Annotated in this window: 15 protein-coding genes; 7 read left to right on the top strand and 8 right to left on the bottom strand. The window is 59.1% G+C overall.

Going from position 1 to position 13315, the window contains the following annotated elements:
• Positions 1–12 precede the first annotated feature (12 nt).
• Positions 13–282 (bottom strand): nuclear transport factor 2 family protein, encoded by a 270-nt coding sequence (locus MTR64_RS20880; RefSeq protein WP_243996475.1) that lies wholly within the window; start codon positions 280–282, stop codon positions 13–15.
• 148 nt (positions 283–430) lie between these two features.
• Positions 431–985, bottom strand: coding sequence for a TetR/AcrR family transcriptional regulator (locus MTR64_RS20875; protein ID WP_243996474.1), 555 nt, complete (start codon positions 983–985; stop codon positions 431–433).
• Between the two features lie 95 nt (positions 986–1080).
• On the opposite strand from MTR64_RS20875, the gene MTR64_RS20870 reads away from it, so the two are divergent.
• Entirely contained in the window at positions 1081–2280 is a 1200-nt protein-coding gene (locus MTR64_RS20870; protein ID WP_243996473.1) for a cytochrome P450, read from the top strand.
• A gap of 120 nt (positions 2281–2400) precedes the next feature.
• Here MTR64_RS20870 and MTR64_RS20865 read toward each other — a convergent pair whose 3' ends face one another.
• Entirely contained in the window at positions 2401–3546 is a 1146-nt protein-coding gene (locus MTR64_RS20865) for an MFS transporter (RefSeq protein WP_243996472.1), read from the bottom strand.
• 975 nt (positions 3547–4521) lie between these two features.
• Here MTR64_RS20865 and MTR64_RS20860 point away from each other — a divergent pair.
• Both MTR64_RS20860 and MTR64_RS20855 read left to right on the top strand, forming a co-directional pair.
• The gene (locus MTR64_RS20860) at positions 4522–4989 is read left to right on the top strand and encodes a ferritin-like domain-containing protein (protein ID WP_243996471.1); all 468 of its coding nucleotides are present in this window, start codon (positions 4522–4524) and stop codon (positions 4987–4989) included.
• On the top strand, positions 4986–5309 hold the full coding sequence (locus tag MTR64_RS20855; RefSeq protein ID WP_243996470.1) for a hypothetical protein: 324 nt from the start codon (positions 4986–4988) through the stop codon (positions 5307–5309). The genes MTR64_RS20860 and MTR64_RS20855 overlap by 4 nt, the downstream gene beginning before the upstream one ends.
• Before the next feature lie 50 nt (positions 5310–5359).
• Here the strand turns inward: MTR64_RS20855 and MTR64_RS20850 are convergent, their stop codons facing one another.
• From MTR64_RS20850 to MTR64_RS20835, 4 genes are all read right to left on the bottom strand, one after another.
• The gene (locus tag MTR64_RS20850; protein WP_243996469.1) at positions 5360–5962 is read right to left on the bottom strand and encodes an MrcB family domain-containing protein; all 603 of its coding nucleotides are present in this window, start codon (positions 5960–5962) and stop codon (positions 5360–5362) included.
• A 94-nt stretch (positions 5963–6056) separates the two neighbouring features.
• Positions 6057–6410, bottom strand: coding sequence for an antibiotic biosynthesis monooxygenase family protein (locus tag MTR64_RS20845; RefSeq protein WP_243996468.1), 354 nt, complete (start codon positions 6408–6410; stop codon positions 6057–6059).
• A 16-nt stretch (positions 6411–6426) separates the two neighbouring features.
• Positions 6427–8898 carry a patatin-like protein gene (locus MTR64_RS20840; protein WP_243996467.1) on the bottom strand — a complete coding sequence of 824 codons (2472 nt, stop codon included), beginning with the start codon at positions 8896–8898 and terminating at the stop codon, positions 6427–6429.
• Positions 8899–9209: 311 nt separating this feature from the next.
• Complete coding sequence (locus MTR64_RS20835; RefSeq protein ID WP_243996466.1) at positions 9210–9419, bottom strand: dodecin; 210 nt, start codon at positions 9417–9419, stop codon at positions 9210–9212.
• 75 nt (positions 9420–9494) lie between these two features.
• Here MTR64_RS20835 and MTR64_RS20830 point away from each other — a divergent pair, with 75 nt between their 5' ends.
• Both MTR64_RS20830 and MTR64_RS20825 read left to right on the top strand, forming a co-directional pair.
• Positions 9495–9653 carry a hypothetical protein gene (locus tag MTR64_RS20830; RefSeq protein WP_243996465.1) on the top strand — a complete coding sequence of 53 codons (159 nt, stop codon included), beginning with the start codon at positions 9495–9497 and terminating at the stop codon, positions 9651–9653.
• A 14-nt stretch (positions 9654–9667) separates the two neighbouring features.
• Entirely contained in the window at positions 9668–11728 is a 2061-nt protein-coding gene (locus MTR64_RS20825; RefSeq protein ID WP_243996464.1) for an elongation factor G, read from the top strand.
• A gap of 242 nt (positions 11729–11970) precedes the next feature.
• Here MTR64_RS20825 and MTR64_RS20820 read toward each other — a convergent pair whose 3' ends face one another.
• Complete coding sequence (locus tag MTR64_RS20820) at positions 11971–12189, bottom strand: hypothetical protein (protein WP_243996463.1); 219 nt, start codon at positions 12187–12189, stop codon at positions 11971–11973.
• A 15-nt stretch (positions 12190–12204) separates the two neighbouring features.
• On the opposite strand from MTR64_RS20820, the gene MTR64_RS20815 reads away from it, so the two are divergent.
• Complete coding sequence (locus tag MTR64_RS20815) at positions 12205–12540, top strand: hypothetical protein (RefSeq protein WP_243996462.1); 336 nt, start codon at positions 12205–12207, stop codon at positions 12538–12540.
• A gap of 479 nt (positions 12541–13019) precedes the next feature.
• Positions 13020–13315 (top strand): GNAT family N-acetyltransferase (locus tag MTR64_RS20810; RefSeq protein ID WP_243996461.1); only part of this gene is annotated, 296 nt, incomplete at its 3' end.

Here is a 13315-nt window from a genome sequence, read left to right as displayed (position 1 = left end):
TAAATCACAACCTCAAATCTGTGCCATTGGCGCTGACGGGGAACAATCGCAGTCGATCCTGACAGTGTGGCCGGACGTCATATGCTGTGTCGCAGAGAACACCGCATGGATATCGCGGTAACCGGACATCAGCACGTCAAGACCATCGATCGAGACACCTCCGCCAACGTCGAGATGCACGTCGTGGGTGAAAATCCGCTCAAACAGTTCGTAGCGATGAGAGTCCGTCGCCACGGCATACAGATTTACGAGATTAACGATCTGGGAATAGTCGTCGAACATCCTGATTATTCTCCCGTTTGCGATGCTCTTTCCGAGCATTCATGACGAATCTGTGAACACATGTTCACCTACTGGATACATTGAACCACCGTGCTTGCAAACCGCCGGTCGCGATACCCTTCAGCGGCGGGCCATCATGGCTGCCAGTTCAGGCCCGGTCCACTAGGTCCTGGAGTGAACGCGCAAAGCACTGGCCCGAGTTCCACCGCTCGCTCTCGGACAGAGACTGGTCCATGTTTCTGTGGAAGATCGAAAACCCCATGGTCATCGCCAGAATATTGATGGCCCGCACCCTTGCATCCTCACTGCCGAGCCACGACGCCATCGGGTCCACAATCTGTTCCCTGACGATACGTTCCACGATCTCCCGCGATTCTGCGTCTCCCAGGGCCAGTGCGATCATGGCCGGTGACTGCATGCGCGATTGCGGGTCCAGAACGGCTGCAACGATAGCTTCGCCCAACTTCGTCCTGTCCTGCTGAAAGTGCTGCGCCGGCTGGATCGCGGCGACAAGGGCCTCCTCGAAAAGCTTCGCCTTTGTCCCGAAGTACTTGATCACCAGCGAGGCTGCGACTTCGGCTTTGGCCGCGATTTCACGCAGTCCGGCGTGGGAATAGCCCTTTGTTGAAAACACGTCCTGCGCGACGAGCACGATGCGCGCTTTCGTCTCTGCAGAGGTGCGCGAAGTGGGAGTTGTGGCCATTCCCGGCGGTTAGCATGCGATTGACAGAACGGGAACCGGCAGGATAGTGAACAATCGTTCACCACCGCAAGGACAATCGGGGAGGGAGATTGAAAATGCCGAAACAGGCCAATCCGCAGCACCCTTCGAGGCATACTGCGCCAACACGGATCGACAGCCTCGACCTTCAGCATCTTGCATGGGATTCCGCGGAATTTTCAGCCGATCCCTACTCACGCTTCGAGGCGGCCCGTGCCGTCCATCCGTGGTTGGCAAAGGTGGACGGCGGCTATGTCGTGTTCGACCTCAAGGCGATTCGCGATTTACTGGTTCTCGACGATCAGTTCAGGACATCGTTCGACGGTGTGGTCGAAATCATGGGCGCGCAGGACACGGCCTGGGGCCGCTTCGCCCAGGAGCAGATGATCGCCCTTCCCGAGCGCGAACAGATGCAACGGCGGCTCGACGAATGGACCAGCAAGGGCCAATTCGATTTCGAGGAGTTCGCCTCCTATTACCCGGTCTCGGTCATGGCCCGGATGATCGGTGCGCCACTGGATGCCACTCCAGGATTGCGCTCGGCGATGGAAGTGCTGGGCCTCGCATTCAGCCTCGACAGCAGGCTGCTCCCTGATCTTGACCGGGCGATGGCTGAACTGGACGCCTTCTCCTTCAGGCTGATTGCAGAGCGGCGCGCCGAGCCGCGCTCGCAAGACAAGATAGAACCCGACCTGCTCGACCTCCTGCTCGAGGCCGGATCAGAACACAGCATAACCGACCGCCAACTCGCCGAACTTCTCATCTTTCTGTTCGTCGCGGGTTACGACACGTCGAAGAACGTGCTCACCTACATGATGCACGTGCTGATCCGCCACCCGCAATCGTACGAGCGCTGTGCTACCGACATGGATTATTGCCGCAAGGTCGTCGAGGAAACGCTGCGGATGTTCACGCCTGCCTTCACGTTCCGGGCGACCAAGGAGGACATGGTCTATCGCGACGTGCTGATCCCCAAGGGCACCATGATATTCTTCGCGCTCAATGTCGCGGGCAGGATTTCCGCCCAGATCGAGCATTCCTGCGATTTCGATCCCGAACGCACGATCAGGGCGGATCAGCGGCACGTCGGGTTCGGGCTGGGCAAGCACATGTGCCTTGGCCAGTACATCGCCCGCGCGCAGCTGCAGGAGGCCCTCCACCTTATTGCGCAGCATTTGCTGCAACCGCGCGAGAGCGCCCCACCGGGGTGGCGTCCCTTCCCCGGCAACTGGGGCATCAAGGGCCTGCCGATCGAATTCGAGCCAGCCGCATCCTGATTTCGCGCCGCCGATAAAGCCAAAACGCACGGTGAGCGCTGACGCGAATGCCGGATGCCCACGAGGGCATTGCTCTTGCGGGGCGCCTCGTTCGACACGCGCCCTGCGACATTGCAGCATTCACTTCGCGACGGCTTCCTTTGGCGAAAGACAGAAAAGACATGCACAGACGGCCGAGAGGATTGCGACAGCTGCCAGGGCGCCGGAAGTGCCGATCGCAGGCAGAAGCGGTTCGAGCAACGCAATGCCAAACATCGGCGCAATTGTCATTGCGCACTGGACGATGCCGACAATGCGCCCGCGACCGGCATCCGGCACCCTTTCGCTTAACCGTCCCATCAGATTGGGACCAAGCCAGCCCATCCCAACGCCGGCAAGCATGAGTGTGGCAATCGCCACGACGAGATTACCGGCCACGGACAGGCCGAATAGCCCCGCCGCCATCGCTGCAAACGTAGCTACAAAAACCACGCGCTGTCCCAAAGCGGAAACCGTCGTGCCATAGGCAATGGAAGAGATCGCGGAGACGACCGTCGCAAATGTCATGACCAGACCAATGGTTGATGCCTGGCTCGCTCCGATACCCGCAAGATGGAAGGAGAGGTAAACACCGGGAATTGAAAGAACGATCCCGATCGCGAAGGCGAGGGCAACCATGCCCCAGGGAATCCCCCGATACCACCCACGCGCGAGTTTTCTTCCCTCTCCCGCCACTGCCAAAGGGGGTGGAAGCCGCTGCGGCAGGGCCAATATCGCGACAAACAGCGGCACCATGTAGATCAGGAAGGACAGGCGCCATCCGCTGTCGCCCAGCCAGCCGGAGAGCGGCAGCGAGACGACGGAGGCGACCATGCTCGTCGCGCTCAGCAGGCCGAATATCCCGGCCCGGCGGGCTTCGGGCAGATAGTCGCCCGGCATGGTATAGCCGATGGTCATGAGCGCTGCTGCCGCGAGGCCAAGCAGGAACCGCGTCGCAATGATCCCGTCAAGACTGTCGAGAAATACGGGCGCTACGCCGCTCACAGCCGCCAGCAGTGCGAAGATTCCAAGCAGGCCTCTGCGATCGTAGCGGCTCGACAGCCATCCCGCCAGAGGCGCCCCCACGGCCATCGCCGGCCCGAGGATCCCGGAGACCATCTTCACCTTGAACGCACTCCCCGGCTCGGAACCGAATGCTTCGGTCTTCCCGGCCAGAATAGGAATTGGAACTGTGTATACCAGCGCAGCAGTTATCTGCTTCGAAAGCAGGAGCAGAGTGAATGACAAGGCGGTCCTGACAGCAAGAAGCGATTCGTCCCGCAAGGAAGTCTGGCTATGCATCGTTCGGCACTCTCCCAGAGCCTGAGCACCGCATCTGTTATACTTCCGGCGCGTTTTCACTGGTACTAGGACGAGTGCTCTGTTGCGCATATCGCCCAGAGGGCACTCGTCGATGAACCTCGGTGCAATCACCGCTCACCGCGGCCGGGACACGGGGAGCATGCGTGCCACATTTCGAGGTGTTAGTTCAGTCCAAGGCGTACAGGAGTTGGGGGACTGTTCAGTAACCCTGCGCTGCTGGTATTGTATTTGCACGCGTCGCGCGCGCAGGACACGGCCAGAGCTTCTGTCCTGTACAGGACATTCATCATCAAATGTGCCAACGACGCCTGGCAACGCGATGATCGCAGCAGGAGCCGCCATCCACGCCCCGCCGTTGAAATATCCTGAGTTGGGTCGGGAACTTTCGTCGGCACTGACCGGAAGCTGGTAGCTGTTCCCGGCGGCAAAGCCGTCGTTCGAGGCCATAAGCGGTACGCCGAAACCCGTCATAACTTCAGATTCTTTCCGCTGACGATGATCGGCCGAAATCGCAAGAAAGACACCGGCAGATCCGAATACCGGATAAGACGGGGCAGGCAGGCCGTCCCATTGTGACATGAAGCTGACTTGGTGAGCTGTCAGAACCCCGCAGTCTTTTCAGGCGATTGCCAATGGCCGGTCACAGAGCCGGATGCACTTCGGCGCCGACATGGCTGCGCATCACTCCTGAGGGGTGTTCAGGAGTTTGGTGATTGAAGCCGGTGCAAATGCATTTGCATCGAACGTGCCGGCCGCGCTCACAGGCAATTTTCGGCGCGTTTCCCCGTGACGATGGACAGTTCCGTCCTTTCAAGGCCGCGAAAAGAGGAGTATCCTGCCCTTTATAGGCGGCGTGCCGTCGACCAATGCCTCCGGCCGTCTGCCATTTGGGAGGCCGCCATGGCTGAATTCAACAAAGAACGGGTCGTATCGATCCTCAACAGCATCCTTGAACAGGAACTGGCCGGGGTGGTGCGCTACACGCACTATTCGTTTCTCATCTTCGGGCATGGACGTATCCCGATAGTCTCGTGGTTGCGGGAACAGGCCAACGAGTCCTTGCTGCATGCGCAACAGGCCGGTGAAATGATCACCCATCTGGGTGCCTATCCTTCATTGGACATCGGCCCCCTCCTCGACCGCCACCAGCTTCGCATCGACGACATCCTCCACGAGGCTCTGGAAACGGAAGGCAAGGCAATGATGCTCTATCGTGCCCTGCTGGCCGCCGTGACAGGTCATTCAGTCATGCTCGAGGAATATGCCCGGCAAATGATATTCGCCGAGGAGCTCCATGCCGGGGAGGTAGAGAAAATGTTACGCCGGGCAGGATCAATCAACCAGGAACTGCCGCCGGAAGGGAAATGACAGGCTACGGAATCCAGAAGAACAGGATGGAGGAAAAAATGATCGTGCGAAACCTCGACGCCGAACAGGTCAAGGCAGCACTACTTGATCCCTCGGTCGTGTTCGAACGCCCTGCCGATGTCGTATCGGCACCAGGCATTTCCGGCGCCGAGAAGATCAAAATCCTGCATCGCTGGGAATACGACGTACGTGAGGAAGAAGTCGCCCAGGAGGAAAACATGTCCGGAGATCTCCCGGTCACGTTGTCAGATGTGCTGGAGGCCCTAAAGGAACTCGGCTCTGGCCCGGCACATGGATACCCTTCGCCTTCCAAGCAATAAGGCCGGGGAAATGCACCGGATCGGCCGGATGAGCCGCACCGCGATCAGCCTCACTGGCCATTGCCAAGCATGTCGTACCAATCCAGCAGCTGCAGGAACGCTTGCTGAAATTCGCCTTCGGAAGGCAGTTGAGACGCATCGTAGTAGCGGCTGATAGCGGCACCGGCTTCATGGCAACGGGTCAAATCAGTTGTAGCGGCAAGATCGATCGGTCCGGCAATCCATGGCGCGGGAACTGAGATGATGCTTGTGAGGTCTGCGGTTCCGGCGTCCCCCGGATCGTGATCTTCCTGTATCCCGAGACGCCTCTGCTTGTAGATTTCGTGGCCTCGATTGAGAGACAGCCAGCAACCCGCCATGTCTTCGCGAAACATGAGGCCCACCACATATCCTTCTTGCCGCTTTGCGGTTGGATTGCGAACACGGCAAGCAACCCACGGCATGCTGGCAAACTTTCGATCGGCTTCACAATAGCCGCCGTAGCAGTGGTAATTCTCTCTCGACCGGCCGCTTTCCGACACGAGATGGCAAAGCAGGCCGGGCAGGATCAATCGGGCTGCGATGAGGCATGGAATATCCGTAAGGAACGGAACTTCCCGTAACAGCGAAACCGTTTTCCGATAGCCGGAAAGGATGTCTTCCAAGGCCTTCATGCCGTCCTCGACCGAAATGCGATGCCCCCGATCGAATGCCCGCCATCTTATCACGGCGTCGCTGATTGGGCCACGATTCTTGCACTCGGCACGGTCAATCCTGGTCCTGCCCGCCCATGTTCTCGTCCATCGAACGCGTCAGCAAATCGTCCGTGACGGTCATTGTGAAAATTGGCTCGGCATCAGCTGGAACTTCAAGGATCGCATCTTGGAAGGCAGCGCGCGTTTCCGGTTCGTCATAGACCATCATTCGCTTGAACGCGGCCCGCCAGGTCTCTTCATCGGGCCATTCGGCATAACCGACGAAACGCCCGTCAGCATCGCGGTGCAGTCGCGATCCGAAACTGCCGTAGATTTCCCGGATCAGGAGGGTGCCCCGGCGCCACGCCTTGCGAAACTGGGCTTCCTTCCCGGGTTTGATCTTCCACCAGTAGACTGCGACGAACATGGCTGGAGCACTCCGGCTAGAGCTTTTCAATCTCGGCCCGAACTGCCGCCACCACTTCGGGAATGTGTGCCAATCGCTTTTCTTCAACGTGCAGCATGGCCTCAAATGCGCGCGTCTTGAACGACGCAAAATCAGGCGTGGTTTCCGCCGTCAAAGGGTCGATTGTGCTGGCAATGATGTCGATGAGGCGTTCGATGGCATGAATGCGGCCCCACAGGTAATCGTTTTCGCGCGCGGAACGTGTCAGGAAACCTCCGAAGCCGATGGCCGTCTCACCTCGCAACGGTCCGCAACCGGCTTCGATGCAGATGGAAGTCGCGTCTTGCGGACTGATCCGGTCGACCAGAATTTCCTCGAAGGCGCCACTCGCCAATCCCAATGCATTCATTGCCGGCAGGATCACGACATCGGAATAAGGCCACCCCAAATAGCCTGACAGAACGATCCGGCGAAATCGCGGGTCAAGGTCGGCCATTAGTGGTGACGACAGGATCTGATCGAGTTCGTCGTTAGTCCCGACCAAGCCGCAAATCTGGCCAATTTGATCGACAAGTGCAGTCAGTTCCGCAAGCCTTGAACGGGCATAGTGGACGGCAACGGGCAGAGGCGCATCCTGATCCATGCAAAACAGACGCCGTATGTCCTGCGAGGGAAACTTGAGCAGGAACATGGGTTCCTCGAATGCATAAAGGCCTCGCAGACAACCGCTGACCTGTCGTTTCAGTTCATCCACCTTTTCGAATTCCACCGCGTGATCGAAGTCGCCGTCTTCGATCTGGTAGATGCTATTGAGCTCCTGGATGATGTGGGAAATCCTGCGCGCCTTGTAACGAACCCCAAAGTTCACGATAAATTGGCCGAAGGAAGGTAATTCCGAATTTTCGCTGACCGTATCCGGAATGTGGTAATCTTCCGGGAACATCCCTTTCGCTTCAGCCCAGCTCTCGACGACCCGCCTGATCCAGCGCGCGCGCTGGGACAGAGGCTCCTGCCCGCATATCCGGGTGACCAGATCAGCGATGACATCTATCGATTCCAGTACGAGTGACCGCATCCAGGCGTTGTAGATCAGCGCCGATGAGGCGAGCAGGTTGGTCGAAGTCAGCCGCCAGTGCCGTATCTGCTCGACGGTTTGGTGCTCACCCAATGCTCCGCCGGTAGCCTGTTCGATCAGGTCTTCGACGTGACGACGCGACGTGCGGGCAATTGCTTTCAGCCCTTTGACCTGACGGTTGAACCTGCTGGTCTCTTCCAGTTCCTCGTAGATTGGAACGTGCCGTGGCAAATCGCTAAGCGCGCTGCGCAAGGTGGCAAAGAAACCCGGCATCCTCACACCGGGATCAATGGTTGGCCGTTCGGGATGGGGATCGATATACACAAGCCGGCGATCCACTTCCCGATAGGCCGTGTGCTGCCGCAATGCGTCGATCGCCGCTTGAAGCGGTTTGTTGTTGAGGATGCTGCCATCCAGCAGCACGACGTCCTCCGGATCCAGTCCAATCTGCCGGTAGTGGGAAAAATTGGTGAGCAGGAAATGTTCCTTGCCCGGCCATCCCAGACCCCGCTGCCGGACTAATGCATCCATTTCTCTAACCCGCGCTGGCGGGAAGGCTCCCGGATAACTGGCAGAAGCGCGGGCGGCAAAAGCCAGAGACGGGATGCTGGCCCTGTCGAAATCCGATCGCGTCAATCCCTGTGACGTCCGCTCTGCGGCAAACTTCAGCATCTGGCGATGTTCCCGCTCCCAGATCAGAGCGGGATCATGCATGAAGATTGCCTTGTCTGCGCCGTGATAGTCCGTGACAGTGATCCTGAGGTCCAGCCGTGTTTCCGGCGGCAATAGCGTGGCTTCAGAAGGCTCTCTGCCCTCCATCTTCAGGAGGCCGTCAAGCAGCAGTTCGGAAAAATGGGGTCCGTCCAATGGAGGTTTGAACCAGCGCGATCGTACAAATGTGGAAAGCCGCCGGCGGACGTCCTGACCGGCATCGCGCGGCAGGATCCCTTCACGGACAAGCCGCGCAAAGACCAACCGCACGAATGGGGCGACGTACCATTTGCTCCACTTGCCGGCTCGCGCTTCCGGGGAGATCAGCTTGAGGATATCGGCCTCGTTGAACCACATGCCGGTGAGCGGCGCGATGCTCAGATCATGAACGATCGCGCGGGCAAGCACTATCGCATTGATTCCTCCGGCAGACGATCCGGAGATGACATCCGCCATGACCCTCAGGTCGAGTTGCCTGCCCACTGCCTTTAGAAGGTCGAAATACACCGTCTCGGTGGAAATCTCTTCGCCGGGTACGCAGGAAGAACTTGCGCGAGTAAAAACATGCTCCGGCATTTGTTTTTGCGCGATGCTGCGCGGGACGTGATAGGCCTTCGAGGCGCGGATCAGGTTCAGGATCTCGATATTCACGCCATGCTGATAGATGGCGAGTGAGACGCCGCCATAATAGACGAGCGCGAGGCGAAGTTCCTTTTCCTTCATTGTCAGGGCGCCTTGGCGGGCTCGCGGAGCCCACCCTCTCAACGTCAACCTTCTGACTTCCCGACCTTATACCACATTGTTGGTAGAATGTCTCACCGAAGCACCAGGGCCTGTGCCATCCATTCCACGACAAGCGATACAGCATCCGGAAGAGGCCGTCTCACACGGACGCCGGCCAAGCGCCCGCAAAGCGGACCTCGTGGCCGTGCTTGCACGGACCGATGTGCGCCGCGGGCAACTGCAGTCATTTGCGCATGAAAATCCCGGCCTGGCATTTCCGACAGGAAACGATCGGGCTTCGGGCATGAGCCTCAATCTTCGAGCGTAAATCCTACTTTGAGCGACACCTGGTACTGGATTGCGCCGGCTTCGTCGATCGAGCCCCGCGTTCCTGTCACCTCGAACCAGCGAACATTACGGATTGAACTTCGGGCTCGCCCAAGTGCAGCGGTAATTGCCGCGTCGATGCTCTGGCTCGACGTGCCAACAATCTCGGTGAGTTTGAAGACGTGATCTTGCATCTTGTCCTCCATCGCAATGATGGCAGAGCATACACCCAAATCGACGGATCTCAGAATCCGGCCAGTCATTCGTGAATGGCGCAACGCACAGAACACGAACCCAGAATTGGCTTGCGCCTCACGCGCGAACGTCCCAAATTCGAGGCAGAGGAACTTGCGCGCAGACGCAAGACATGGGTTATCCGCAACTGGTGGCTTTCTCATGCCCGCTACGTCCGGCGCGCCTTCGCTTGAGAGGAGGCGATCTGATGGACACATATGTCTCTGGCGGTCATTCTGGCGAATTTGCGCATGCCGCCCGTACCGTCGCTCTTGTTGGGCCAACGGGTACGGGCAAGACAAGCTTGGCCGAAGCTATCCTCTACGCGAGCGGCGCGATATCCCGGGCGGGATCGGTCGATGCCGGGTCGTCGGTCGGCGATGCCAATGCCGAAGCGCGGGCGCGCGGCGGTTCCACTGAAGTCAATCTTTCCAGCTTTTCCTGGATGAATGAAAGTTACAGCCTTCTCGACATTCCCGGCAGTGCAGGTTTCGTGGCCGACGGCCTTGCCGCCCTGCAATCTGCCGATCTCGCGCTGGTAGTGGTTGATCCGATACCCGAGCGCGCTCTGTTGGCGGAGCCGTTGCTACGAACGCTGGACATCCTGGGCATTCCCCATGCAATCGTCGTCAATCGGATCGAGACGGCCCGTGCCGGCTCCGTCCATGACCTGATCCGAGCGTTGCAGCCACTAAGCCGTGAACCATTGGCACTGCGCCAGATTCCCATACGCGAGGGAGAGAATGTCGCAGGCTACGTCGACCTCGCGCTTGAGCGAGCCTACCGGTACCGGTCGGGGAGCGCATCGCAGAAGATCGAAATCCCGTCGGACGTGGCGGTTCTGGAGCGAGCCGATCGTGGCACGCTGCTCGAGACGCTGGCCGATTTTGACGACGCGTTGCTTGAAATTCTCCTGATGGACGAAGAGCCTGAACCGCAGGTGGTGCTGACCGATCTTGCAGAGTGCACCTTTCATAACAAAGTGGTGCCGATAATGCTGGCTTCGGCCCTTACCGGAGGCGGCATTCGTCGACTCCTCAAGTTCCTGCGCCATGAGACGCCTGCCCCTGAAGCAGCGGCAGCGCGACTGGGCACGACAAATGGCATTCATATATTCAAGATCGCGCACCGGGAAACGGTAGGCCGCCTCGCTTATGCGCGGGTCTACGGCGAAGCTCTCCATGAAGGCGACGAATTGGTGACAGGAGGTGCAACCGTACGCTGCGGCGCCTTGTTCACCCTGCAGGGAGAAAAGGTCACAAAACAGGCTAGTGCGGCCCCTGGTGAGGTGATTGCCATATCCAAACTGGATGGCGCCTGCACGGGAATGCTGGTGGCGCGCAAGGGAGGTGCTTCCACCGACGCTCCGGCACCTGGTTATCCCGCGCGCAATGCATCGCTTGCGATCGAAGCTTGCGACCGGAAGAACGACGTCAAGCTCTCTGCAGCGCTTCACAAGCTGTGCGAAGAAGATCCGTCGCTGGATTGGTATCAGAACGAGGCCTTGCACGAGATGGTGCTAAAGTGCGTCAATGACGATCACCTCTCTGTGGTCCTAGCGAGACTTCAACGCCGCTACGGCATAACAGTGGATTCGCGCCCGGCAGGGATCTCCTACAAGGAATCGATCCGAAAGCCCGCTTCCCGCCGAGGCAGACATAAAAAGCAATCGGGAGGGCACGGCCAGTTTGGGGATGTTGTGCTGGAAATCGCGCCGCGCCCGCACGGAGAGGGATTTCATTTTGCCGCGAGCATCACTGGCGGTGCTGTGCCGAAGCAGTGGATACCGGCCGTGGAGATGGGGGTGCACGATGCGATGGCTGCAGGTCCCCTGGGTTTCCCCGTGGTCGATGTCGAAGTCATTCTGACGGACGGCTCCTATCATTCGGTCGATTCCTCCGAACTGGCCTTCCGCATCGCAGGACGCATGGCAATGAGCGAGGCTCTGGCCGCCGGAACGCCCTATCTACTTGAGCCAATCGTGCAGATCGTCGTGGATACGCCGCCCGGCACCGGGTCGAAAGCAGTCGCGGTGCTGTCCAGCCGGCGCGGCCAGATTGCGGGGCTGTCACCAAGTCCGGATTGGGAAAGGTGGGAACGGGTGGAAGGTCTCTTGCCTGAAGCGAGCCTGCAAGGCCTGGACGCTGAACTGCGCTCGCTGAGCCAGGGCCTCGCCCAGTTCTCGGCCCGCTTCGATCACCTCGCGGAACTCACAGGAAAACAGGCCAATGAAGTAGTGCTGGCGCGAAAGGTTCTGGCAACAGCCTAGTTCGCCAGACTTCATCGGTACATGAGGCAATTTACCGAAGCATTTGATTGGATGTTGAGAGAAAAGGCACCGGCTATTTCGTTTTATTGCAGGCTGCCTGATCGACTGATGACGCCGACGGAACTGCCATGCAGCGGTCCAAATCGGTGCCCTGAGAGCCGCCATACGTTCAATCAGTCAGTTGCTGAGCCAGCGGCACGGCACGTTCCATTGTCCCGCACCGCTGAACGCCCAGACAAGGTTTAGTGCGCCTGAATACCGTCGTGAACGGCAAACATGACCTTGCCCTCGCGCCAGCTGAAACCGGCGTCGGGATCGGCCACTTCCATATCGTTTTCGGCAATAAGCCGGTCGCAAAGTATTACGATGATGTCTTCGAGCGGTGCGCTCGTGTCGTTCTCTTCGGTCATGCGGTCGATCGACTGTTCACCCCCTTCAGAGCCGTCGTCTTCGATGTGCATGATGAACACCTCTTCATGACCCGCGATGCCATGCGCATTGACGCGGAAAACCTCACCCTTGTATTCAAATTCCTTGATCATTTTTCACTCTCACGATGCGGACCGCTGTTGCTTGCATGGGTCCTTGCTTATTACCGTCAGCGCCATCGCAAGAACCATGCCGCCCGACCGGAAGCAGAACGCGTATGGATTGAAACTCTGGACATTCAGACGCCACTCAACGCGAAAACGCGATCTGCCCGGCCGTACGACAAACAGGGCACACTTCTTGCTTCAGCAGGAAAACACACAAGCTCGCCGCATCAGGCGGTTCCGGGCGCGGAGCAAATTGTCTGGTTTTCGACAAATTGACGGGAGTTGGACAGAGTTAGTACTGGTAGCTGACGCCGACATAGCGGCCATTGCACCAGCAGCAACTTTGCGCTCGTTGCGGTCTTCCTTAAAACGCGAAGCCATGCCCCCCGACAATGCCGCAACTGAGACTGACTGAACAAGCGTCGCGAGCGGTCGACCGTTCAGACGAGTAGCGGCATTTCAGCATTTAAATCGGAAAACCGCATAGCCGGACACACCTTGAGAGCGGTCATCCCAACGGCGGCTCGCGCGGCTTGTTAACCGCCCTTCATTCATCCGCAGACGTAGACCCTTTCGGTGTAAGCGAACCGATGTCCAAGAGAAGGTAGCGCGATGCCTCCACGCAGTCGTCCGGCAGGACCGCAAGAACGCGTCGTCGGCGCCGGACATCAGACTCGTCTCGCAGCGCGTGGTGCTTTGCGCTTTTGACTCTTCACGCGCTCGCACGACGGCCCCCTTGGTGGTACAGGACGGCCATGATCGTCAGGCTCGCCGAGGATGCCGACCTTGCCCGGCTGACGCGCCTCGTCGCCGAGGTCGCGCGCAGCGAGGTGGCGCCGGCCTTCGCCCCCGAAGGACGCCGCCTGCTCGAAGCGGCCCTCACGCAGGAGGCACACGACGCGCGCAGGCGCGACGGCGTCGTCTATCACCTCGCCGAGAGCAGGATCGGTGGCGACCTTCTCGGCGTGGTCGCGATGCGGCCGCAGGGCCACTTGCTCCTGCTGTTCGTCGATCCCGAGGCGCAGGGCCGCGGTGTCGCGCGGGCACTGTG

The organism is Novosphingobium album (ex Hu et al. 2023), assembly GCF_022832385.1.
In the GTDB taxonomy this organism is placed as follows: domain Bacteria; phylum Pseudomonadota; class Alphaproteobacteria; order Sphingomonadales; family Sphingomonadaceae; genus Novosphingobium; species Novosphingobium album.
Note: the sequence above shows the minus strand (reverse complement) of the source record. Positions and strands in the feature narration are given on the sequence as shown.

Excerpts from the sequence above, each read along its gene's own strand:
- MTR64_RS20855 (WP_243996470.1), top strand. The coding sequence starts at position 4,986 with ATGACAGGCTACGGAATCCAGAAGAACAGGATGGAGGAAAAAATGATC.
- MTR64_RS20825 (WP_243996464.1), top strand. The coding sequence starts at position 9,668 with ATGGACACATATGTCTCTGGCGGTCATTCTGGCGAATTTGCGCATGCC.
- MTR64_RS20830 (WP_243996465.1), top strand. The coding sequence starts at position 9,495 with ATGGCGCAACGCACAGAACACGAACCCAGAATTGGCTTGCGCCTCACG.
- MTR64_RS20875 (WP_243996474.1), bottom strand. The coding sequence starts at position 985 with ATGGCCACAACTCCCACTTCGCGCACCTCTGCAGAGACGAAAGCGCGC.
- MTR64_RS20840 (WP_243996467.1), bottom strand. The coding sequence starts at position 8,898 with ATGAAGGAAAAGGAACTTCGCCTCGCGCTCGTCTATTATGGCGGCGTC.
- MTR64_RS20820 (WP_243996463.1), bottom strand. The coding sequence starts at position 12,189 with ATGCACATCGAAGACGACGGCTCTGAAGGGGGTGAACAGTCGATCGAC.
- MTR64_RS20845 (WP_243996468.1), bottom strand. The coding sequence starts at position 6,410 with ATGTTCGTCGCAGTCTACTGGTGGAAGATCAAACCCGGGAAGGAAGCC.
- MTR64_RS20815 (WP_243996462.1), top strand. The coding sequence starts at position 12,205 with ATGACCCGCGATGCCATGCGCATTGACGCGGAAAACCTCACCCTTGTA.
- MTR64_RS20850 (WP_243996469.1), bottom strand. The coding sequence starts at position 5,962 with ATGAAGGCCTTGGAAGACATCCTTTCCGGCTATCGGAAAACGGTTTCG.
- MTR64_RS20835 (WP_243996466.1), bottom strand. The coding sequence starts at position 9,419 with ATGCAAGATCACGTCTTCAAACTCACCGAGATTGTTGGCACGTCGAGC.
- MTR64_RS20880 (WP_243996475.1), bottom strand. The coding sequence starts at position 282 with ATGTTCGACGACTATTCCCAGATCGTTAATCTCGTAAATCTGTATGCC.
- MTR64_RS20870 (WP_243996473.1), top strand. The coding sequence starts at position 1,081 with ATGCCGAAACAGGCCAATCCGCAGCACCCTTCGAGGCATACTGCGCCA.
- MTR64_RS20860 (WP_243996471.1), top strand. The coding sequence starts at position 4,522 with ATGGCTGAATTCAACAAAGAACGGGTCGTATCGATCCTCAACAGCATC.